The organism is Variovorax sp. RTB1 (assembly GCF_035018765.1).
Lineage (GTDB): Bacteria > Pseudomonadota > Gammaproteobacteria > Burkholderiales > Burkholderiaceae_C > Variovorax.
The window spans coordinates 75367-95844 of sequence record NZ_JASJXG010000011.1; the positions used below are offsets into that span (position 1 = coordinate 75367).

The following is a 20478-nucleotide window of genomic DNA, read 5'->3' on the forward strand; positions in this document are numbered from 1 at the left end:
CGCCGGAGGAGTTGCTGCCGCAGCCGGTGGCGATGATGGCTCCGGGGTCGGGTCAGGAGGAACAGGCGTGAGCTCTGCGTCGGCCGCGGGAATCGGTTCGACCGACGGCTTGGGCAGCGTGATCCTCAATGGCGTGCGCTACAACACCGACAGCGCCGTGTTCAACTTGCAGGACGCGCCAGAGCTGCTGCTCGGCATGAGCGTCAAGGTCACAGGTCCGGTCAACAGCAACTTCACCGCGGGCACGGCAAGGACGGTCGAGTCGGCTGCCGACTTGCGCGGAACGGTGTCTAACATCGACCTGGCAAGCGGCACCTTCAGCCTGCTTGGCACCACGGTTTCCACGGACGGGGAGACCGTCTGGGCCGACGCGAGCGGGCTGTCCGGCATTGCGGACGGATCGACCTTGCAGGTCTGGGGCTTGCCCGCAGCGCCCGGCATGCTGCGCGCCACGCGTATCGCTCGAGTCGCTTCCGGAGTCGCGCCCATCCTGACGGGCACCGTGCAAAATCTGGACAAGGTTGCCGGCGTCTTCTCGATCGGCACGTTGAACGTGAACTACGCCAATGCCTTGTTTGCCGGTGGTCTCGATTCCGCGACGCTGGCGAATGGAACGATCGTCCGGGTTCGCGGGGTCGGATTTGCCAGCGCAGGTGCGCTGAATGCAACCGCCATTCAATCGTGGTACTCGCTTGCGCAGGCAACGGGACAGACGGCGACCCTTGACGGCGTGGTGACCGAATACGCCGGCCTGGCGTCCTTGAAGGTACTCGGCGTGCCCGTCGATGCGGGCGCAGCGCAGATCACCGGCGGGCCGAGTTCGAGCATTGGCAACGGCGTGAAGCTGGAAGTCGCAGGCGTCTTCTCCGCCGGTATGCTGCGGGCAACGAAGGTGAAGATCCGGCACATCCCCGGCACGGGCGGCCCGTCTTCATTCGCACTCATTGGCACGGTAGGCGCGTTCACCAGCACGGCGGACTTCAAGGTCCGCGGACAGCCCATCGATGCAAGCAATCAGAACGTGCTTTTCCAAAACGGGATCGCCGGAAACCTCGGCAACGGCGTCAAGGTGACGGTGACCGGATCACAGGTTCTGAACGGCGTTCTTCTTGCGAACACGGTGACTTTCAACTGAGCAATTCGGGATGAACCAGCGGCCAGGCGCCGGTCATGGCGCAGGCGCCTGCGATCTCAGTCGGTCGCGGCAGGCTTCGCCGCTGTTGCAGCGCGCTCTTCGTGATAGGCATAGACGCCCACGCGAATCCGAGCACCGCCTTGGCCTTCGGCCGCATCGACGGCCTGTGTCATCAGCCCGGCAAGTTCGTGATGCAAAGCGTCCCATCGCAGTCGCGCCAGTTGCTGGATCGCACCGCAATCGTCGAGCGTGAGGCCGCCAGCGAAAACCGACCGCTCCAGCATCTGGGGCGCCCGACCAAACGTGTTCGAGACGCCGGCGAGCAGATGATCCCGTGCGTTGTCGCCGAGGAACGCCAGCATGGATCGCACATCGTCGGCGGGCACGAAGCCAGCGACTGCTAGCGTGGCGCAGCCATCCTTTTCCTCGACCATATGCAGTCGCGTCAACTCGTCAAGCACGGCGCGATGATGGTGGTTCCCGCGGCTCGAGCGTCGGGCCAACATCTCGAAGCTGAGCAGCGGCTCCGCGGCAGTGACCGGGAGTGTTTTGAGATCGGGCAACGTGCTTACGAGCTCAAGCCACGCCGTAAGGGTCTTGGAGGCGGCTGACATGTCGGTGTGCGGCAGTGCGTCCGCTGGTGCCCTGACCTTGAGCGTGACCGCCTTGCGATTGAGCCCGGTGGTGATCGACAACTGGCTGATGTTGGGTTCGACTCCTTTTTCACGCCAAGATGTCCGTGCCTCCTCTAGCAGCAGATCGCGCACCAGCTCTTCGAGGTCACGATGCTTGACCCCCATATTGAGGGCAAGGCGAATCAAGGGACGCATGACGCGCGCACAGACCGAAAGCGCCCAGCCTAAGCGTTCATCGGTCAACGGTTTCCTCAACGAGCGATCGCAGGACGCGAAAGCGAACAATTCTCATACGCGAGGACTTTATGCGATTTCTGCGCAATCGTTAAGGTCCGGTTCAGAAATCTCCGCCGCCAGCAGCCGTAGCTCGGCCCAATGTTGCAGGGCAAATCGGCTCAGACAGTCGCTGGACAGAAGAATGCGGTGTCGTCCCACATTCGCCCTGGGCACAAGGAATTTAGGCTTGGATCAACATGTGAATTTTTCACATGACCGTTTTGAGGGACGCAAGTGATGGCCTTATTCGCTGGACAGAAAGTCGTGTGCTCCACAGAGATGATCAAAGCACGCGAGGTCGACGAATGAATACCGTTGCAATTCCAGAGCCTTTGACGGCTCTCAAGCCGCTGGTTGAGTGCCGATTTTGCGGCAAGCAAAACGCAATCGACTCAACGCATTGCCGAGGATGCGGCAATGAGTTCGCCGAGGTAACGGTCAGCGACACCAGCAAGGGGCAGCGAATCCAAAATTTCAGCGCCTGGCAGCAAGTCAGCGCGCGCCCCATAACCGCAGCTAATACTGGATCACCACGCGCTCGCTGGTTGTATTGGATCGGCGGCGTCGCGGTGGCTTCGTTGTGCATCGCGGTGCTGGCTTTTCTTTTGTACCGACTGCCTGTCTAGCTTTAAGTAACGGCGCGGCGCCCTCACGCGACGAACGAGCTAATCAAGATGCAGTCACGAATGAAGAATCAAGAGTTAAAACCCGCTTTACACACATGCTCGGCGAAAACAAGAAGAAGCAAGGGAGGCGTTGATGAAAGTGGATAACGACGACTTCTGGAAGCGACCCTCGCAGCTTGAGGAACTCGAAGCCACGCGGCGTGAGACCGAGCAGCTCCACTCACGCGCATGGCGACGCAACGTCGCTGCATTGCTGTTGATCGCGACGTTGCTGGGTGTCGTTTGGCTGCTGCGCCGATGAACGCAATACGACACGGCAGCCTGCCACGAGCTGCTTTGCAAGCCTTGCTGCTCAGAAGGCCGATCATGATGACGCTCGAAGCAGTCTGCGAGCAGGTCGAGAACTCCCAAGATTTCGGCGAGCTTCTTTACGGATGACTGTTTCATCACCACTGTCATCGACTTTTCGTCCCTTCAAAGGAATCACCATGCGCCTCAAAGCCGTCTTGTTCTGTCTGGCATTCAGCACTGTGTCTTCAGCAGCACTGTCACAGGTCTCGGTCCAGATCAATGTTCCGGGCATCGTGCAGATCGCTCCGCCGCCGCCCCGGTATGAGCCGGTTCCACGCGCGACACCGGGCCGGATTTGGATGCCTGGCAGATGGGCCTGGAACGAGCGCGAATATGTTTGGCGCGCGGGCCAATGGCAAACTGCACGACCTGACTACGTGTATGCACCGGGTCGCTGGGTGGCAGGAGACGGAGGCTGGCGCTGGTCGGAAGACCAGTGGCGCCGTCGACCTGACGGCCGCCGCGGGCGTGAGGAGGGTGATGAACGTCGGTCGTGGGACGACGAGCAACGCGGTGGCGGCAACCACTGTCCGCCGGGCCAGGCCAAGAAGGGGCGTTGCTGAAAGGGCACCACCGGTGACGGGTGGACTGTTCGCGCCAGACAGCGATAGCGCAACCTACGACGCGGGCCGTAGGAACCTGGCTTCCTTTGGAAACCCGTGTTTATGGGCTAACTGGCGGAGAGTGTGAGACTCCCAGCAGGCGCCACCTAAGTCTTTGATTTTGTTGACTATTTAAAAATTCCCTAGAGTTACTTCGTAGCAACTTTTAGGGGTTGAGTCACGACGTCATTCTGCATCTCAGCGTGCAAGAACGCCGACGCAGGCCGACAGGCATGTCACCTGTTGATTCTGTTTGATCGCGTCGCCCTATGCCCCTAAAGCCCAGAGAACTGCGCCGGCCGACGCTCCACAAAATGCGCCACGCCTTCGGTGAAGTCCTCGCTACGAATGCTCTCCACCATCTCCGCGTTGGCCAGCGACACCGCTTCGCCGAGCGACTGGTAAGGCGCTTCCCACAGCTGCCGCTTCATCACGCGCACCGACCGCGCGGACACTTCGGTCGACAACGTGACCGCCAGCGCATGCGCCGCGGTCAGCAACTCCTCCGCGTGTACGACGCGATTGACCAGTCCCATGGCCAGTGCTTCTTTCGCGTCGACCTTGCGCGATGTCAGCAGCAGGTCGGTAGCATTTGCATGGCCCACGATGCGCGGAAGCATCCATGCGATGCCGTGCTCCGCAATGAGTCCACGCTTGGCGAAGGCCGTCGCGAACACCGCCTTGTCGGATGCGATCCGGAAGTCGCTGTACAGAGCCATCACCAGTCCCAGGCCCGCAGCCGCACCGTTGATGGCGGCGATGATCGGCTTGGGTGCCGCCGGGAAATAGGTGTAGCGCGTCTGGTAGTCGGCGCGGCGGTTCATGTCGAATGGACGCATCCACTGCTCGGCCTGGATGTCCTCGGGCGGCAGCACCTCGAGCTCTTCCATGTCCATGCCAGCACAGAACGCCCTTCCCGCACCTGTCAGCACGATGGCGCGCACCGCCTTGTCGCGGCCGGCCTCCTCGATGGCGGTGCGCAACTCGGCCTCGAGCACCTTGGTCAGCGCATTCATGCGCTCGGCGCGATTGAAAGTGATGGTCGCTACGGGACCGTCGACGACGTAAAGAATCTGTTCGTAAAGCATGGGATCTGTGAAATAAATGGGACCAGGGAAACTAGGCCGCTTGTGATTCAGGAAACGCGGCGGGTAACTGGATCGACATCGTTTCGACGAATTCTTCGATGCCCAAGCGTCCGTTCTCGCGGCCAATACCCGATTTCTTGAAACCGCCGAAGGGCGCGGCGGGATTGAACGGCGCAACATTGATGTCGACCTGACCCGCACGCAGCCGGCGTGCAATGCGCAAGGTCTCTGGCGACGGTGTGCCCCACACCGTCGCGGCCAGGCCGTAGTCGGTGCCATTGGCGAGCGCAACGCCTTCATCGACCGTGTCGTAGCCCATGAGCACAAGCACCGGGCCGAAGACTTCTTCTTTTGCGATCGCCATCGACTAAGTGACATCGGCGAGCACCGTGGCTGGCACGAAGAAGCCGCTGGCTGGCAACCCAACGGCCTCGCCGACACGACGCGCACCGGCTGCAACGGCAACGTCGATCATCGCCTTCACCTTCAGCTGTTGCGCGTGGGAAAGGAGCGGACCGAGGCGCGTTGTGGCATCGGCGGGATCGCCCATGCGATAGCTGTCCAACAGACCCGCAGCAATGGTCTCGGCCGCCGCAAGATCTGTATGCGGCACCAGCAGTCGAGTCGTCGCCGAGCAAGTCTGCCCTGAGTTCAGCATGCAGCCGCCCAACGTCACCTTGACGGCGGTCGACAGGTCCGCACCGTGCAACACAAGGGCGGCGGACTTGCCACCGAGTTCCAGCGCCACGCGCTTGATGTCGGCGCCGGCCAGCGCTGCGATGTGGCGGCCGGCGCGGGTCGAGCCGGTGAACGACACCATATCGACCTCGGCATGCCGCACAAGTTGCTCACCGACGTCGGCGCCGGTGCCGTGGACGAGATTGAAGACACCCGGCAGCAATCCCGCCTGCTCGATGGCGTGCGCCAGCAGGAACGCGCTCGACGGCGCCAGCTCAGACGGCTTGAGCACGATGGTGCAGCCTGCCAGGAGCGCAGGCGCGACCTTGCCGGTGATCTGGTGCAGCGGATAGTTCCAGGGCGTGATGCAGGCCACGACCGACCGGCACCTGCTGCACCAGCGAATGGCCGACGCGCGTCTCCCACTCGAATGCGGCAGCCAGGTCGGCGTACTGCGTCCAAGCTGCGATCGGTGCGCCGACCTGGATGCGCGCTGCCAGCTTGCGCGGCATGCCGACTTCACGGGAAATGTCGGTTGTCAGGGTTTCGGCCTGCTCGTTCAGAAAGCCACCGATGCGACGCACGGCAGCGATGCGGTCTTCGACGGACGTCGTGGTCCAGGACTCGAAGGCGCGACGCGCAGCGGTAACGGCTGCGTCGACATCGCCTGCCGACGCGGTCTGATAAGTTGCGAATGGCTTTTCGGTAAAACTGTCGACGATAGCGATGTTGGTCTTGCCGTGCGCGGCGACTATGGCGCCGTCGATGAACAACTGGGTATGGAGTTGCATGGGTAATCAGTGATCGGGTTTGCCGTCAGGTGTCGCCGCCTTCGCGTTGCGACGTGCCAGGAACTCGTGCATCACGCGCTGCGGTTCGCCGGTCGAGTAGCACTCGAGCTGATAGCGGATGCCGGCGCCGCAGGCTTCCTCGAAACCGGCCTGCGTACGCTCTCGGAACCGTTGTTTCGTGGTGCGCAACGCAGCGCCGGGCAAAGCCGCCAAAGCGCGAGCGCGTTCCATGGCACGCAGCACCACTTGGTCAACTGCCACTAGGTCGTTGATGAGTCCGAGCTGCCAGGCCCGCTCGCCGGTGATGAGTTCGCCGGTCAACGACAGCTGCTGATTGAGCGAATGCCCGATCTGCAGCGACATCAGATAGGAACCCACGATGCTCGCGAGCCCGGCTTTCACTTCCGGTTGCCCCATGCGCAAGGCCGGATGCGCCACCCGGAGGTCGCACATCAGCGCCATCTGGAAACCGGCACCGACGGCCGTGCCGTTGATCGCAGCGACGATCGGTTTGTTCACGTCGCGCACCGCCTGGTACATCGCGTGCTGGCGGTTGAGCCAGTCGGCGAGCGTGTGCGTGTCGATGGTGGCGGATTCGTCGAGGTCCTGGCCACCGCAGAAGGCCCGGTCCCCGGCACCGGTCAGCACGATCGCATCAACCGAGGCATCTGCATCGAGCGCGTAGAGGTGGCCTTTGAGTGCCGATCGCAAAGATGCATCGACCGCATTCATGACCCCCGGCCGATTCATCCGCACCACGGCCAGGCGATCGTGCACCTCGACGAGAACGGATTCAGTGGATTGCATCGTTCACTCCCTGACGCTCGATCACTGCATCGACGGCCCAGCCGCCCTGCCCTTGCTCGCCCACGATGAGCGGATTGAGGTCGATCGATGCGATGCGATCCGCATGTGCTGCGGCAAGCGCCCCGAGCGCAACGGCCGTGCGTGCAACGATGTCGAGGTCCACCGGCGCTTCGCCGCGCACACCGGCCAGGATCGGTGCAATGCGCAAATCCTGCAGCTTCGCGAGCACATCACTCTCGCAAAACGGATACAGCAGCGCCACGAAGTCGCGCAATGCCTCGACGTACTTGCCGCCATCACTCACCATGACGACGGTGCCGAAGAGCGGGTCCTGCCGAACACCCAATGCGAACTCGCGGCGTCCGCGTACCCGCTCGGCGACGATCACGCCGTCCATCGAAAAGTTCATCGCGGCGACGCGCTCGACGCAGGCATTCCAGGCGTTGCGCACCTGTTGCTCCGTGGTCAGTCCGACGAACACCAGGCCATGCTCGGACTTGTGCGGGATGGCCGCCGAGCACGCCTTGACGACGACTTCCGGACCGAACTGCTGCCAGGCAGCGACGGCTTCATTCGCGTTGCGGCACAGGCGATGCGGCACCGTCGGGATGCCGACTTTGTCCAGCAGCGCCAGGCTGTCGGCTTCGCTCAAAAGCGGCGCATTGCCTCTGGGCAGCGCAGGCGTCGATGCTGCAGGGGCTGCGACTCTTTTGGCTGCCTGCGCCACCAGCAGGCCGTGGCGGCTCCATTGATGCAAAGCATCGATTGCATCGGTTTCGTGGCCGAACACGGGCACGCCCGCTGCGTGGAAGGCTTCGCGAACGCTGGCCTGCGGGGCCGACACGACGGTTGGCTTGCCTCTGGACGCCGCGAAATGCGCCGTCTCGCGCGCCATGCCCACAACGTCATAGCCTTCGCCGGCGACGGGCACGCCGATGAGGAACATATCGGCCTGTGGATCGGCCCCCAATGCGCCCAGGGTATCGGCAAACATGCCGCCCTGCGTAATGAGCGCGGCGGTGAGGTCGACCGGATTTTGTGCCGTGGCGAAGCTCGGCATTATGCCGGCCAGCGCCTGAACGACCGAGGGGCTTAGATCCGCCAACGGCAGTCCGAGCGCCTCCGCCGCATCGGCACACAGGACACCAACGGCGCCGCTGTGACTCATCACGACCAGACGTCCTGCGACGCGCGGCGGTGCCGCCAGATAGAGCTCGACGGCGTTCACCAGCCCATGGACGTCCTGCGCACGCCAGATACCGTGACGCTCGAAGAAGGCATCGACCATCACATCGTCGTTCACGATCGCGCCAGTGTGCGACGCTGCCGCTTTGGCGCCGTGGGCGCTCCGGCCTGCCTTGAGCGCGATGACCGCAGCACCCCGCACGGCGGCCAGACGTGCGACCTCGGCCAACATCAGCGGATCGCTAAGCGACTCGATGTACATCAGGACGACGCGAATCTCGGGATCGGCCGCGGCGGTCAGCGCCAGTTCGCATACGGAGGCATCCGCGTCGTTACCCGAAGCGACCAGATAACGCACGCCCACACCGCGCTCGCGCAACATCGCATAGGGCATGACGCTTGCCGCCCCGCTCTGGCTGATGATAGCCACCGGGCCGTCGGCCGGCTCAACCTCCATGAACATCGTGCTGAAGTTCATGACGGCGCCGGTCTGGAAGTTGGCTACGCCCTGCGCGTTGGGTCCGACCAGCCTGACGCCGAGCCGTTGTGCCTGCGCCACGAGGGCAGCCTGACGAGAAACGCCTTCCGCGCCGGTCTCGCCGAAGCCAGAACTCATGACGATGGCGGTGCCGACGCCGCGTGCGGCGCACTGGTCGATCACGCCGGTCACTGCATCCTGCCCAACCGCGACGATGGCCACGTCGGGTGCCTTGGGCAGTGCGTCGAGCGATGGGTAGGCGATCATTCCCTGCACGGTCGGCCGCTTCGGGTTGATCGGATAAACCGCACCCTGGAAGCCGAAGCGTTGCAGGTAGTGCAGCGGCCGGCCGCCGACCTTGTTGCGGTCTTCGGTGGCACCGACGATGGCGATGCCCTTTGGTGCGAAGGCACGCTGCAAGCGGGAGTCGAGGAAGCTGTTCATGCCGATCAGTTCAATCAGTTCAGCGTGGCGCCGGAGTTTTTCACCACGGGCGCCCACTTGGCGGTGTCGCTCTTGATGAGTGCGGCGAACTCGGTGGGCGTCGTGGTGCGGGCCTCGGAGCCGTCGGCATCCATGCGTTTTTTCATGTCATCGGTTGACATGACCGCCACCATCTCGCGGTTGAGACGGTCGATGACGGGTGCGGGCGTTCCTTTGGGTGCTAGCAAGCCGTACCAGATCGTGACGTCGTAGCCCTTCAGCCCTGCTTCCTGCGCGGTCGGCACATTGGGCAGCAGCGGCGAGCGCCGGGTACCCGTCACGGCCAACGCGTGGACCTTGCCGGCAGCGATGTTCTGGGTCTGCTGGGCAATGGTGTCAAACATCATCGACAGCCGCCCACCGAGCAGGTCGACCAGCGCGGGCGCCGAACCTTTGTATGGGATGTGATTGATCTGGATGTCAGCGGTCGAGCGGAACAACTCACCGGACAGGTGGTTGGACGTGCCGTTGCCGGCGGAGCCGTAGGTCAGCTCGCCGGGCTTGGCCTTCGCCAGCGCGATCAGTTCGTTCAGGTTCTTCGCGGGGATCTGCGGGCTGGTGACCAGCACATTCATCGTCGTGGCCATCAGGCTCACCGGCACGAAATCCTTGACCGGGTCGTAGCGCAACTTGGCATAAAGACTGGGGTTGATTGCCAGCGCGCCGGTGGTGCCGAAGAAGAGCGTGTAGCCATCGCCGGGCGCGCGCGCAACCAACTCGGCCGCAATGCCGCCGCCTGCACCTCCGCGGTTGTCGATGATCACCTGCTGTCCCAGGCGGTTTCCTAGCTTCTGGCCCAGCACGCGTGCCATGGCGTCGGTGGGGCCACCGGCAGGATACGGGACCACGAGCGTGATCGGCTGTTTTGGATAGGCTGAATCCTGGGCCGTGGCGGGGAACGCAGTCAACAGCGAGGTGGCGGCTAAGGTGGTTGCACCTAAGGCGAGGAAGTGTCTGAAGTTCAAGTTTGTCTCCGGTCTTTCTGGGAAGGTTCGGTCTTGTGAGCGGCAAGGTTAGGTCCGCAACAGACTTCTGGAAAGACGAACTCGGCGATTTCAGGTTTGCATTAAAGTGAAACCATGAAGATCAATCAGCTAGTGGCGTTTGTACAAGTGGCCGATGTGCAGTCGCTGTCACGTGCGGCCGTTGCGGCCGACACTGCGCAGTCGCTCATGAGCCGGCAGATCGCCCTGCTCGAGACCGCATGGGGCCGGCGTCTTTTCGACCGCACGGGCCGGGGCATGCAGCTGACCGATTTCGGCCAGCGCATGTACCCCGAAGCGCGACGCGCGCTCGAACAGTTCCAGCAGTTAGACACCCTCGCCAACGAGGCGGCCGGTGTGCTGAGCGGCACGGTGCACATCGGCGTGCTCCCATCGCTCTCGCGCCAGCTGCTGCCGCTGTTGCTGCAAGACATGCAGGCGCGCGCGCCAGCCTTGCGACTGCATGTCACCGAAGGCTTCAGCGGCTCGCTCGACGAGCAACTTGCCTCCGGCCGCCTCGACATGATCGTGGTCAATCGTTACGGCTCTTCGGCGCTGCGTGGCGAAGACGTGCTGGGCAAGCTGGACACCTACTTGGTGGGCAAGGCCGGCATTCCGGCGCTCGATGCGCAGAACTTCGCTTTCAAGGACCTGGGCAGCGTGCCGCTGGTGTTGCCGACTGCACCCAACGGGCTTCGCACCACGCTGGACCTGCTGTCGCGGCGCCACGCTGTGTCGCTGAACATCGTGATGGAAGTCGACACCGGGACTGCAATGAAAGACGTTGCCGCCAGTGGCCATGCGCTGACCTTGCTGCCGCTAACCGCCGTCGGCAGCGAGCTGGACGCTGGTGTGCTCGGAGCCGTGAAGTTGGTCAGTCCGGTGATCAAGCGAACGATTGCGCTGAGCCTCACACGGCATCGACAAATGTCGGAGGGCGGGCGGTTGGTGGCATCACGTACGAGATCGATTGCTAGTGATCTGCTGCGTAGACCCCTAAATACTTAAGGGTGAGTTCAAGCGCGGCTCATTTCGCTCGCGCCCTTACCTCGAGCATAGACTGTAAGTCCGTCACCGGGCATTCGCAGGGCGCCCGGTGACAGCGGCCAGCTTAGGCTATCTGTCGGGAGGCTCCGCATCAATCTCTTTAATGCGATCGATCAGCAACCCTCGGATCTCGGTCAACGCTTCGGCAAGCCCATTAGTGCTTTCGACTCGGCGCTGGAGCATCTCTTTCATAACCGACCGTTCGTCACGCGGGACGATGGCCTTTAAGGCAGCTGCATTGTCAATGACAATCCGCACGAGCTTGATGTCGCTGTCCAAGGTCGATTCCACCTTCTGAGCCAGCTCTACCCAGTCGGCAGAGCTGGCCCCGTTGATCTGAACAGATTCCGAAGATTTATAAGTGGATCCTGCGGGGTCAGGCTGCCTCGGCCGAAGGCCGTGGCAGCGAGTCGAAGTACACCACATCGGGCGTGCGGGCCTGCAGGCTCGAATGCGGCCTGCGGGTGTTGTAGAACTCGATGTACCGGCCGATTCCGTTGCGCGCCTGGCTCACGCTCTCATAGGCATGCAGGTACACCTCCTCGTACTTGATCGAGCGCCACAGCCGCTCGATGAACACGTTGTCTCGCCAGCAGCCCTTGCCGTCCATCGAGATGCGGATGCCGTGGTCGGTGAGCAGCCCGGTGAAGGCCGTACTTGTGAATTGACTTCCTTGATCGGTATTGAAGATTTCCGGCGTGCCGTACCGGATGATCGCCTCCTCGACAGCATCCGTGCAAAACTCGGTGTCCATCGAGATCGACACCCGCCAGGCCAGCACCCGACGGCTGTACCAGTCGATCACCGCTGCCAGATAGACAAAGCCCCGGGCCATCGGGATGTAGCTGATGTCCATCGCCCAGACCTGGTTGGCCCGGGTGACAGGCAGCGTGCGCAGCAGGTACGGGTAGATCGTGCGCCCAGGCGTCTTCTTGCTCGTGTTGGACTTCCTGTAAAGCGCGGTGATGCCCATGCGCCGCATCAGCGTGGTCATGTGCTTGCGGCCTACGGCAATGCCTTGCCCTCGCAGCAGGTCGCGCAGCATGCGGGCTCCGGTGAATGGCAATTCCAGGTGAAGCTCGTCAACGCGGCGCATCAGCTTCAGGTCTTCATCGCTCACGGGCTTGGCCGTGTAGTAGGCCGATCCGCGGCTGATGTTCACCAATTCGGCCTGGCGCCGGATCGGTAGATCGTGGCCTCGGTCGATCATCGCTTTGCGCTCAGCATGCCGGCCTTGATGAGCGCGCCTTCCAAAAAATCATTCTCCAGCGCCAGCTGGCCGATCTTCGCGTGCAGCGCCTTCAGGTCGATCGCCGGTTCTGCTGCCGATGGCTCGCCGCCAAACACGTCGGCCGCTCGGCTGAGCAACTGGTTCTTCCAGTCGGTGATCTGGTTGGGGTGCACGTCATGCTGCTGCGCCAATTCGGCCAACGTCTTGTCGCCTCGAACGGCGGCCAGCGCCACCTTGGCTTTGAATGCCGCTGAGTGCGTGCGGCGGGGTCTTCTGCCCATCTTTGCTCCAGTCTTCACAGGCGAGGTCCTCGCCAGCAGGAGCAGTTTCCACACTTATCGGGTTGTTCAGATTTCCGGGGCCAGCTCTCTCCCCGTCGAACCCGGCCTCAACGAAGACGTCGACATCGGTCAAACGATTTGCGACGCGGCCCCTGTCCCAAAGCTATGGCAAACGTAGATGTGGAACTACTTCGCATCGGGCGTCCGCATGTCGCCGGTTGAATCGGCTGGCATCGACCCCTTGTCCAGGAGACTTTACTCATCTTGTCCTTTGACATTTTGTCCTTGGCTATCGCTCCGTTGGGCATCTTGTCGTTGTCCGTCGGTTCTTTGCTCATGCCGCCTTTGCGAATGGACTGACCATTGGATACGCTACCGCCTGCTGTGGCCCCATCGCTCGATCCGCTGCTTGTTGCGGAACGGCCACTCAGACCCCCGCCGCCATCTCCGCTGCCACCGGCCCCGCCGCTTCCGCCTGCACCTTATGCCAGCGCCGAGACGGAGCGACGCCAGCCATACCGGAAAGAAAGAGGCCATCCAGATGTTTTTTGCACGGCTCTGCTTTGCGCGTTTGCGGGAATGGACAACTCCCCTCTCGAGACAGCTCAGGCCAACTTTGCACCATGTGATGCAGGACCCTTCCCTTGCCCCGCCGCATTGACCGGCCGCTCTGCGAGCGGCAGCCGCGCGCGAAGTACAGTACCCTTCCCGGGTGATGACTCGATGGTCATTGAGCCGCCCAACGATTCGACCCGGAATCGCATTCCGGCTAGCCCCTGTCGACCGAGAAGAGCCACATTTCGGACAAATCCGACGCCGTCATCCCGGACTTCGATACCCACAGAATCGACTTCGCCCCAAAGCTTGACCCAGACATGCGTGGCCTCGGCATACTTGGCTATGTTTGTCATAGCCTCCTGGACGAAACGGTAAACCGCAAGATCGTCGGGCGGGATCAGCTTGAGCTCGTCGAGCTCGGCAGTCACCGGTATCGCAAGCGCTCGTTGCGCGTCCTCGCACAAAGTCAGGATCGCAGCCCGAACTCCTAATATCTCCAGTGACGAAGGCCTGAGGTCTTCGATCACGCGACGCTTGAATGCAATGCCTTGATTCAGAAGTTCAATGGCATGCTCCAACCTTTCTAAGAGCGCCGGACCATCATTCAGTTTGGAACGCATACGGGCCAGATCCAATTTGGCTGCGGTAAGCAGGCCTCCAAGTTCGTCATGAATTTCTCGGGCTAGATACCCTCGCTCGTCTTCTCGCACATTTTGCAAATGGCGGGCAAGCTGGCGCAACTCGCGTGTGCGGGTACGCACCACGGTTTCGAGTGACACTGCGCGCTCCACCTGCTCGCGATCGCGTTGCTTTAACTGCTGCAGATAGACGATTACCCCGGCCATGCTGGCCAAGGTTAGCAATGCCGCCGCGATGCGATTAAATTGCAGCGCGTCATAAATTGAGGACCGAGCCAACGCCTGAGCTTGCGCCGCCTGATCCAGTTCTTGACTGAAAATCTCGCGCAGGCTTTCCATCAGATCGCGGCCTGCGCCTGAGCCGATCAAGGCGATGGCTTCTACATGCTTTCCTTGCATTTCCAGTGCCAGCGTCTGTGCCATCTCTGCCAGCTTGGCGTCGATGATCGCGTTCGAGCGCCGGGCGAGTGTCTGCTTATCGCTCTCGGTGAAAGCAAAGAAGCGGCGCAAGTTTGCACGCGGTTCAGGTAGTTCCTTCAGAGCCGAACGGTAAGGTGCAAGGAAGGCATCCTGTTTGGTCAACAGATAGCCGCGTTGTCCGGTTTCCGCATCGGTGAGCAACTGCAGAATGCGTGCGGCACCGATGCGCGCGTCAGTCAGTTCAATGCCTCTTCGCACCATGACGGAGGTGCGATAAAAAGCCACCTCATTGACGATCAGAGCAAGGAAGGCCGCAACGACAACCATGGGTACCGCATAGCGTTGACGCAAAATTTGCCCGGCAAGGTTCTGGATGTTCTTCACGGTCTACGCTCAAAAATCGATGCGGCACACACACCCGTACGTAACTATGTGACGGCTTTTCAATAGGCTTGGGGGCTTGGTACCGACTGTTCTTTCGGCCGCGCTGTTGCAGACCTGCTCGAATTTAACGCCGGATGCTAGCGCGCGTGGATACGGGCAGCCACCTTCGGTTGTCGACGACGGTGCCATTTCGACCCCGCTTCTCATGATTTCGCTCAGCACGATCAAATGGTGACCGTTTCAGGAAACGCCATCGGCGCCTCCGACAGCAGCAAATCCAAAATTTCGATGCGATGACGGTGTGGAGTGGTGATGGCGTAAAAGCGCTCCTGCAATTGCGTCGAGTGTCCTACAGCGATGAGAATGCCTGCCTGCAGCTCATCCTGCACCACCACTTCTGGCAACACGGCCAGCCAGCCGCTGTCGCGCGCGATCAGACGCAGCATGGCCATATCGTCGACTTCGGCACGCAACCGGGGCGTCACATTCGCCGTCGCGCACAGCGAGTCGAACTGTGCACGCAAGGCGTGCCGTTGACCCGGCAAGGCAATGTCCAGACCATCGAGGTCGTGCGGCACGCGCAGGCTGTTCGCTTTCCAGACCTTTGCCGGTCCGACCAACGAAATCGCCTGGCTGCCCAGGAAGCGGCAGTGCATAGGCCGATCGGGGTCTACAGGCACTGGCTCGTTCGCCAACACCACGTCGATCTGATGCTGCGCCAGTCGTTCCAGCAGCCCATCGAGCAATCCCGACTCCAACGTAAGCACCAGCGACGGATCGCCAAGCAAAGGGCGAATCCAGTTTTCCTGATAGTTGCGTGACATCGTAGCCACACTGCCCACGCGAAGTCGGGTCACGCCGTCACTGCGCCCCTGCAAACGGCCGAGCATTTCGCGGCCCAGACCAAAGATGGTGTCGGCATAGGAGAGGACTAGCTGACCCGGATCGGTCAACTTCAGCCGTCGGCCGTTGCGGGTGAAAAGGGCCTGCCCGAGGCGGTCCTCCAATTGGCGGATCTGCGTCGACAAAGCCGATTGGGAAACATGCAGATCTGCTGCAGCGCGCGTGAGGTTTCCTGTCCTGGCCACGCACCAAAAATAGTGCAAGTGGTGGAAGTTGAGTTGGTCCAGCTGCATCATTCTCTTTTCGATATCAATCAGTTCTTATAAATGTAATTTACAGAACTGTCCACCGCAATGACGATTGCTGCAAATCCCACACCGCTCACAACTCCATGAATACGCTTAAAGCTCTCATGATTTCAACCCTGCTGGCGCCACCCGTTCTGATGGGACTGGCGTCGATTTTCCCGTTACCTGCCGACCGCCCGATTGCGGTGTCTTGGCGCCGGTTCGGCGCGCTGTCGGCCCTGGCATCGATTGCGTGCCTTGCAAACCTCCTGGCCTGGTCGTTCATCCCTTCTCTGCCGGCATCCACGTCGACGCCGTTGCGCCACGCGCTGGCCGCGATACCGTTACTCGACTGGATTGGAGCCAGCGCACTGGGCGTGTGGATGGCGATATTGGTGCAAACGCTGGGTTCTGTGATCGGCGCGTTTTCTGCGCGCTACCTGCAGGGGGAACCCGCGCAGCGTCGATACGTCGCGGCGCTCTCTGCGGTGCTCGCGGCCGTGCACCTGCTGCTGCTTGCGCAACACTGGCTGGTGCTGGTCGCGGCCTGGGCGTGCGTCGGGGTGGCGCTGCAGCGACTGCTGTGCTTCTATCCGGACCGCCCATTTGCCATGCTGGCCGCCTGCAAAAAACGGCTAGCCGATCGACTGGCCGACGCGCTCTTGCTGACCGCAGCCGGGCTGGCGTGGTGGTCGGTCGGCAGTGGTTCGTTGCCGGCGCTGTGGCAGCACTTAGCACACAACGGCGCCTCTGCCGCGCTGCAAATTAGCGCGATGTGCCTCGTACTCGCTGTCGTGCTGCGCACGGCGCTGATGCCAGTGCATGGCTGGCTGATACAGGTGATGGAAGCACCCACCCCTGTTTCCGCGTTGCTGCACGCCGGCGTGGTGAACCTGGGCGGCTACGTTTTAATCAGCTTTGCACCGCTGCTAGCGGCCGTACCCGCTGCACGCTGGCTTCTCGTGATCTTCGGATTGGTGTCGGCCGTCCTGGCCGGTCTGGTAATGCTCACGCGCATCAGCATCAAGGTGCGGCTGGCTTGGTCCACCGTAGCGCAAATGGGCTTTATGGTGCTGGAATGCGGCGTCGGTTTGTATACCCTTGCAGCGTTACATCTATTGGGCCACTCGCTTTACAAGGCACATGCCTTCCTGTCGGCTTCGAGCGTCGTGCGCCAGACCCGTCTGAAGGCCTTGCACAGTCCTGTATCTCCTTCTGCATTCAGCACGATATTTGCACCGGTGCTGACAATATCGATCGTGCTGATGATCCAGTCGTTGTCCGGCCTCGCACCCTGGCCCTGGTGGTGGAGCGCAGTGCTGGGACTGGCCTGGGCGCCATTGCTGTGGTCGGGAGATATACCGGCTGACCTTGGGCAACGCGCAAAGCAGATGCTGTTCGGCCTGCTGATGGTCTCCGGTCTGACGGGCGCCGCCCTGCTCGCACATTCGCTGCCATTTGGTATTTTGGATGCTCCTCAACACCTGCTTGGCCTTGTCGCCCTGGTGGGCATGGTGGCGATGTACCTCTGCCTCGCGCTCCTGCAACTTCGACCACAGGTTCTAAGCCGCTGGCGGCGATGGAGCTATGCAGGGTTTTACGTCGACGAGGCCTACACACGGTTCGCCTTGCAACTCTGGCCAGCCCCCTGGACGCCCGACCATCGAGACGATCACCCCAAATCCGCGACATCCGCACTTATGAATGCCCCCCACTAAATCGACTATCACGGAGACAAGCATGATCAACACTCATCTAGCCTTTGCCCAGCCAGAAGTGGAAGGGGTTTTGGAAATCGAAAACGTTCCTGATAAGAACACCGCGCAGAACGAACACATTGAATTGGCTTGCAGCCAGGCCTGCCGCGCGATCGCACCTGCGTGGCCTTTGGACCGCGCTATTGCGGTCAACCCGCACTGGTCGCGAATTGACATGCCGGTGCGCCAAGTTGCCGCCCGCATGGAAGTATTGGGCAACATCCGTGTGTTCCCACCGAGGGATCAGCAACAACGTGCATGGGCCGAGGGCCGCATCAGCCCGACGGATTTGGATTGTGCGCTGCGCCGCCTGCCAGAAGCACGGGCCATGCGCCTGACACCTCACCAGTGCGTAGAAGCGCTGCAAGCCGAAGCCTTTGTGCATCCTCTGCCGCTGCTGATTGACGTGCTCGACAACGATCCGCAGCGCCATACCCGCCTGTCCTGGCGCCAGGCCATCACGCACCAGGTAAGCCAGACCTGTGCGGCCTACTTCGATGAGCACCAGGCCGATTGGCGGCCGGAGCGCTCCCAAGGCTTGTATGCATTCTGGCGTGAGACTCTCCAACATGACCATGGCATTGGCCTGCTTATGGGCCTGCCTCATATCGGCAGTGCCATGGACGCTCTCCCGGCCACGGCGAGGGATGCTGAGCATTGGGTGTTAACGCGTCTGGGCCTGCCGAAGGCGGCATGGGCGGACTATCTGGAGGCCGTGCTTCTCACCGTCAACGGCTGGGCCTCATGGTGTGCCTATCTAGGCTGGCAAGCCGCTCTCGAGGGGCAGTTGGACGTGCATTTGCGTGAGTTGCTCGCAATCCGTCTGGCCTGGGGCGCTTTGCTTCTTGAATGCAAAGATGACGTTGCGGCCAAGCAGGCGTTTGCAGCGCTGCATGAGGCCTGGGGTCAAGCCCAATTTTTGTTGGGTAAAGCTGAGCAAGCACAGGTGATCGACGAAGTCTGGCAAGTAGCACTTGAAGTTGGCTACCAGCGCGAACTCGCCCAGAAACTTCTTGCAGCAAGCCGTCCGGCGCTAACGTCTAAGACTATCGAGGTCCAGGCCGCCTTCTGCATCGATGTGCGCAGCGAGCCTTTGCGCCGTGCACTCGAAGCCGTATGGCCAGCTGTCCAGACACTAGGGTTCGCTGGTTTTTTTGGTCTTCCAGTTGCTTACACGCCGCTGGGTACGCGAGCCAGACGACCGCAATTGCCCGGCCTGCTGGCGCCTGTCATGGAGGTGACCGATTGCATCGTTTCGTCCGATCCAGCCTATCGCGACTCCACTGCGACACTTCAAACTGCCGCCGGTCGGTCGCGTCGAGTTCATCTCGCCCTCTCCGATCAGTGGCAGGGCGCCAGCCGCTGGCCCAGTGCTTCCTTCTCGTTTGTTGAAGCTGTCGGACTTGGGTATCTGGGCAAGCTTGGACAATGGCTGCTGCCATCCAGGCAGGCCAGGGCCCGGGACGACCTCGCGGGACTGCCGGCGCGCTATCGGCCGATCTGCCGTCCGCAGCTGGTCGGTCTCGATCCCGATATTAAGATCGCGCTGGCTGGCAGCGTGCTGCACGCCATGGGGTTGGACAAACACATTGCCCCTCTTGTGCTGTTGGTTGGGCATGGAAGCCAGTCTGCCAACAACGCTCAGGCCGCAGCGCTGGATTGCGGTGCGTGCTGTGGGCAGACCGGCGAGGTCAATGCCCGCGCCCTTGCACAGCTGCTCAACGATCGCGCCGTGCGCGGAGGTTTGCTGGCAGGCGGTATTACCATCCCCGCGTCCACGGTCTTCGTCGCTGCGCTGCACAACACGACCACGGACGAAATCGAAGGCTTTGACCTTGACCTTCTGCCGCCCCATGCAAACGCCCGGTGGGAGCGACTTCGCCGTATCTTTGCACATGCCTGCGACCAGGTGCGCAGAGAGCGCGCGGCAAGTCTCAAGCTCGACCCGCGCGCGCCACATAACGAACTTCTGAAGCAATTGCGCAGCCGTGCCAATGACGGAGCCCAAACCCGGCCCGAGTGGGGCCTCGCAGGCAACGCCGCTTTCATCATCGCGCCCCGTCAAAAAACTCGTGGTGTCGCCTTGGACGGCCGCAGTTTCTTGCATGACTATGACTCGGCCGAGGACGCCGACGGCAGCATTCTAGAATTGCTGATGACCGCGCCGATGCTTGTTGCGCACTGGATCAACTGGCAGTACCACGCGTCCACCTGCGATCCGCTACGCTTGGGCAGCGGCAACAAGGTGCTGCACAACGTGGTGGGTGGCAGCATCGGCATCTTCGAGGGCAACGGCGGCGATTTGCGGATCGGTCTGTCCCGCCAGTCGCTGCATGACGGCGAACGCTGGGTGCATGAGCCTCTGCGGCTGACCGTGGTCATCGATGCGCCGCAGGCGGCCATTGACGCTGTAATCGGCAAGCATGCGGTCGTCAGGCAACTGCTAGCCAATGACTGGCTTTACCTTTGGCGCTTTGTACCAGCCGGCTTCGAGCGTTATGAGCACGGGGCTTGGTCTCCGATGCACCTGGAGATCGCTTGATGTTGAAGTATTCCCGCTACGCAGGTCGGAAAGTGGCGCTGCTGACTCAGCACGGCAAGGAGCGAGTAATTGCGCCTGTACTTGAGCCGGCATTGGGTCGCGCCATTGAGCTTCTCACGGGTTTTGATAACGATCAGCTGGGCACCCTTACACTGGATACGCTACGGCGCGGTCCACAGCTGGAAGCGGCCAGATGCAAGCCAAGAAAAGGGTTGGAGAGAGGCGGCTCCGGAAATCTGAACAATCCGGTAAGTGAGGAAACTGCTCCCAAGGGCGAGGACATCGCCCCGTGACCACAGGAGCAAAGCTGAGCAGAATACCCCGTCGTAAGCTCGGCAAGGCCGGCCTGCTGCGCGTAAAGCGATGCTCGAG

General features: G+C 61.8%; 17 protein-coding genes and 1 pseudogene. 8 read left to right on the forward strand and 10 right to left on the reverse strand.

The features are described 5' to 3' along the window. Positions 1-67 precede the first annotated feature (67 nt). Entirely contained in the window at positions 68-1135 is a 1068-nt protein-coding gene (locus tag QN397_RS09910; protein ID WP_323497963.1) for a DUF5666 domain-containing protein, read from the forward strand. 56 nt (positions 1136-1191) lie between these two features. Here the strand turns inward: QN397_RS09910 and QN397_RS09915 are convergent, their stop codons facing one another. Beyond that, positions 1192-2055: a DUF6502 family protein gene (locus QN397_RS09915; protein ID WP_323500811.1), complete on the reverse strand. Its 864-nt coding sequence runs from the start codon at positions 2053-2055 to the stop codon at positions 1192-1194. A 296-nt stretch (positions 2056-2351) separates the two neighbouring features. Between QN397_RS09915 and QN397_RS09920 the strand changes: the two genes are divergently transcribed. The 3 genes from QN397_RS09920 (at position 2352) to QN397_RS09930 (ending at position 3586) form a co-directional block, all read left to right on the forward strand. Beyond that, a complete protein-coding gene (locus QN397_RS09920; RefSeq protein ID WP_323500812.1) occupies positions 2352-2672 on the forward strand; it encodes a hypothetical protein in 321 nt (106 codons plus the stop codon). A 133-nt stretch (positions 2673-2805) separates the two neighbouring features. Continuing rightward, complete coding sequence (locus tag QN397_RS09925; RefSeq protein ID WP_323497966.1) at positions 2806-2973, forward strand: hypothetical protein; 168 nt, start codon at positions 2806-2808, stop codon at positions 2971-2973. Between the two features lie 187 nt (positions 2974-3160). Continuing rightward, the gene (locus QN397_RS09930) at positions 3161-3586 is read left to right on the forward strand and encodes a hypothetical protein (RefSeq protein WP_323500813.1); all 426 of its coding nucleotides are present in this window, start codon (positions 3161-3163) and stop codon (positions 3584-3586) included. Positions 3587-3900: 314 nt separating this feature from the next. On the opposite strand, the gene QN397_RS09935 is transcribed toward QN397_RS09930, so the two are convergent. The 5 genes and pseudogenes from QN397_RS09935 to QN397_RS09955 form a co-directional block, all read right to left on the reverse strand. Continuing rightward, complete coding sequence (locus QN397_RS09935) at positions 3901-4713, reverse strand: enoyl-CoA hydratase (RefSeq protein WP_323497968.1); 813 nt, start codon at positions 4711-4713, stop codon at positions 3901-3903. Between the two features lie 31 nt (positions 4714-4744). Then, positions 4745-6182 (reverse strand): annotated as a pseudogene (locus tag QN397_RS09940) (aldehyde dehydrogenase family protein). 6 nt (positions 6183-6188) lie between these two features. Next, positions 6189-6989: an enoyl-CoA hydratase/isomerase family protein gene (locus QN397_RS09945; RefSeq protein WP_323500814.1), complete on the reverse strand. Its 801-nt coding sequence runs from the start codon at positions 6987-6989 to the stop codon at positions 6189-6191. After that, entirely contained in the window at positions 6976-9096 is a 2121-nt protein-coding gene (locus tag QN397_RS09950) for an acetate--CoA ligase family protein (protein WP_323500815.1), read from the reverse strand. The genes QN397_RS09945 and QN397_RS09950 overlap by 14 nt, the downstream gene beginning before the upstream one ends. A gap of 14 nt (positions 9097-9110) precedes the next feature. Next, positions 9111-10100, reverse strand: coding sequence for a tripartite tricarboxylate transporter substrate binding protein (locus QN397_RS09955; protein WP_323500816.1), 990 nt, complete (start codon positions 10098-10100; stop codon positions 9111-9113). Between the two features lie 114 nt (positions 10101-10214). Here QN397_RS09955 and QN397_RS09960 point away from each other — a divergent pair, with 114 nt between their 5' ends. Further along, on the forward strand, positions 10215-11126 hold the full coding sequence (locus tag QN397_RS09960) for a LysR family transcriptional regulator (RefSeq protein WP_323500817.1): 912 nt from the start codon (positions 10215-10217) through the stop codon (positions 11124-11126). A 108-nt stretch (positions 11127-11234) separates the two neighbouring features. Here the strand turns inward: QN397_RS09960 and QN397_RS09965 are convergent, their stop codons facing one another. From QN397_RS09965 to QN397_RS09980, 4 genes are all read right to left on the reverse strand, one after another. Beyond that, a complete protein-coding gene (locus tag QN397_RS09965) occupies positions 11235-11444 on the reverse strand; it encodes a hypothetical protein (RefSeq protein WP_323500818.1) in 210 nt (69 codons plus the stop codon). Between the two features lie 97 nt (positions 11445-11541). Then, positions 11542-12677 (reverse strand): IS3 family transposase gene (locus QN397_RS09970; RefSeq protein ID WP_323500819.1). Its coding sequence is split into 2 segments (ribosomal slippage): positions 11542-12416 and positions 12416-12677, totalling 1137 coding nucleotides; the frame shifts between segments, so codons are not numbered across the junction. Positions 12678-13282: 605 nt separating this feature from the next. Beyond that, complete coding sequence (locus tag QN397_RS09975; RefSeq protein ID WP_323500820.1) at positions 13283-14677, reverse strand: CHASE3 domain-containing protein; 1395 nt, start codon at positions 14675-14677, stop codon at positions 13283-13285. Between the two features lie 224 nt (positions 14678-14901). Further along, entirely contained in the window at positions 14902-15813 is a 912-nt protein-coding gene (locus QN397_RS09980) for a LysR family transcriptional regulator (protein WP_323500843.1), read from the reverse strand. A gap of 98 nt (positions 15814-15911) precedes the next feature. On the opposite strand from QN397_RS09980, the gene QN397_RS09985 reads away from it, so the two are divergent. The 3 genes from QN397_RS09985 to QN397_RS09995 are packed head-to-tail and all read left to right on the forward strand — an operon-like array spanning position 15912 to position 20399. After that, a complete protein-coding gene (locus QN397_RS09985) occupies positions 15912-17525 on the forward strand; it encodes an NADH-quinone oxidoreductase subunit L (RefSeq protein ID WP_323500821.1) in 1614 nt (537 codons plus the stop codon). Between the two features lie 22 nt (positions 17526-17547). Then, positions 17548-20106: a YbcC family protein gene (locus tag QN397_RS09990; protein WP_323500822.1), complete on the forward strand. Its 2559-nt coding sequence runs from the start codon at positions 17548-17550 to the stop codon at positions 20104-20106. Further along, a complete protein-coding gene (locus QN397_RS09995) occupies positions 20106-20399 on the forward strand; it encodes a hypothetical protein (RefSeq protein ID WP_323500823.1) in 294 nt (97 codons plus the stop codon). The genes QN397_RS09990 and QN397_RS09995 overlap by 1 nt, the downstream gene beginning before the upstream one ends. Positions 20400-20478 lie beyond the last annotated feature (79 nt).